Annotated in this window: 1 protein-coding gene; it reads left to right on the top strand. The window is 60.9% G+C overall.

Annotated elements, in window-relative coordinates:
• The first annotated feature begins 533 nt into the window (after window positions 1–533).
• Window positions 534–2,333 (top strand): reverse transcriptase/maturase family protein, encoded by a 1,800-nt coding sequence (locus ACFOY2_RS54550; protein ID WP_379536097.1) that lies wholly within the window; start codon window positions 534–536, stop codon window positions 2,331–2,333.
• The last annotated feature ends 130 nt before the right edge of the window (window positions 2,334–2,463 follow it).

The raw sequence follows: 2,463 nt of genomic DNA, 5'->3' as shown, positions 1-2,463 counted from the left end.
AGTGCGCCACGAGGCGCTCTGTTGTATCCCCGGTTGAGCCGGGAGGAACTGAAGGGAGGTTCCTGGGCCTGATGGCTTACCCGAATCTGAAAGGTGAAGGGGACCGTAGCATGCCAGGAAATCAACGGTCGTGTTCAGGCATGGAAGCGATGCGTTGAGGGGCCCGTGTGATATGGCGAAACCTGGATTGGCTGAACCCCAATCTCCAGTCGATGGAATGCTTGCATCCGCCGGAAATCCATGCCTGGCACCGGCGCCGCTCCCTGTGTCGGATTAATTGCGTTATGACACAACCTTCAGGAGTGAGGACGATCCCCAGCGAGGGGATTCAAGGAGATGAGTGGGGCGCCTAAGTCGCACTAGAAACGTATGACAGAGACGAACGTGGGATCGCCTAAGGGACGCGAGTTCTAAGGCGACGGAGGCCCCGTAGTAGTCGCAGGAGTCACGACCTGCCAAGGCGGACGGGAAAGCCGTCCACAGGGCGAAGGGGGCCAGGTGATCGGATATTCAAGAACTGGGAGGTATGCGCAATGCAGAGCGCCGAAACAGTGCTGAATGTCCTGCGTGAACGCGGCAGGCGTGGCCTGCCATGTGAGGAACTGTATCGACAACTGTTCAACCCGCACCTGTATCTCATGGCTTATGGGCGTATCTACTCCAACCACGGAGCGATGACCCCCGGAGCCTGCGGGGAAACCGCCGACGGTATGTCGGAGGCAAAGATCGGGCGCGTCATCGACGCGCTGCGCCACGAGCGCTACCGATTCCAGCCCGTCCGGCGGACCTACATCCCGAAACAGAACGGGACCACAAGACCGCTCGGCCTGCCGTCCTGGTCGGACAAACTCGTCGGCGAAGTGATCCGCCTCCTGATCGAGGCATACCACGAACCGCGATTCTCCGGCCGCTCACACGGTTACCGTCCCCAAAAAGGCTGCCACACCGCACTATCCGAGGTGGCACACACCTGGACGGGGACAACCTGGTTCATCGAAGGAGACATCTCCGACTGCTTCGGGACACTCGACCATCAGGTCATGCTCTCGATCCTGGCGAAGAACATCCACGACAACCGGTTCCTGCGCCTCATCAAACAGATGCTCCAGGCCGGATACCTCGAAGACTGGGTCTGGCACGCCACCCTATCGGGAACCCCGCAAGGCGGCGTCGCCTCGCCAATCTTATCCAACATTTACTTGGATCGGCTGGACACATTCGTCGAAACAGTACTCATCCCAGAGTACACCCGAGGACACAAAAGGAAAAGCAATCCCGCCTACCACAAGGTGGAGAACGCGATCAACTACATCCGGAGAAAACAGTCCCGCAGAAAGGAGAAGACCGAAACCCCGGAAATGCGAGAGCTACGCAAGCGACTACGCCGCCTCCCAGTCGGAGATCCCAGCGACCCCGGCTACCGGCGCCTGCGCTACGTCCGCTACGCAGATGATCACCTACTCGGGTTCATCGGACCGAAAGCCGAAGCCGAAGAGATCAAACAACGCCTCGCGACGTTCCTGCGCGACGACCTCAAACTGGAACCCAACGAGAACAAAACACTGATCACCCACGCCCGCACAGGCGCGGCCCGATTCCTCGGCTACGACATCACCGTCCAGCACGCCAACAACAAGATCTCCCGAGGCGGGCGGCTCACCAAAGGCATGCGCGCCACCAACGGGAAGATCCGCCTGAAGGTACCGCCACCGGTGATCAAGGCCAAATGCGCCCCGTATCTCAAGCACGGCAAACCCGAGCACCAGCCCCACCTGACGAACCTGACCGACTACGACATCATCAGCAGGTTCGGGGCCGAGTACCGGGGCATCGTCCAGTATTACCTGCTGGCCGGCGACGTCTGGAAACTGGACAGGCTTCGCTGGACCATGCTGACCGCGATGCTCAAGACACTGGCGGCCAAGCACCGCTCAACGGTGACCAAGATGGCAAGGCGAACCAAGACCACCATCACCACACCGCACGGGCGACGCAGATGCTTCGAGGCCCGTGTCGAACGAGCAGGCAGGAAACCACTGGTCGCACGGTTCGGTGGCATTCCACTCAAACGGCAGCGGAAGGCCGTCCTGGACGACCTTCCATCAGCCCCGCTCACCCGCAAACGAGGCAAGCAACTGATCGAACGCCTCCAAGCCGGGCGATGCGAGCTCTGCAACAGACCGGCCACGGTGCAAGCACACCACATCCGCGCACTCGCAGACCTCGCCAAAACGGGACAACCACCGCCCCCGTGGGCGGAACTCATGACCAGAATGCGACGCAAAACCCTGATCGTCTGCGCCGCCTGCCACGAGACCATCCACGCCGGGTAATCCGCCGCGACAAACACGCAGTAGTCACTGGAGAGCCCGCTGCATTGAAAGGTGCACGGCGGGTTCGGGCCGGGGGCCACTGGAAAAGGACCTGCACCAGCAGACACCTCGCCAGTGGCCTACCGGTACT

Source organism: Nonomuraea purpurea (assembly GCF_042650645.1).
Lineage (GTDB): Bacteria > Actinomycetota > Actinomycetes > Streptosporangiales > Streptosporangiaceae > Nonomuraea > Nonomuraea purpurea.
This window is presented reverse-complemented; position numbering and strand designations above follow the sequence as displayed.

Coding starts and splice junctions, on each gene's coding strand:
- ACFOY2_RS54550 (WP_379536097.1), top strand. CDS start 534: ATGCAGAGCGCCGAAACAGTGCTGAATGTCCTGCGTGAACGCGGCAGG.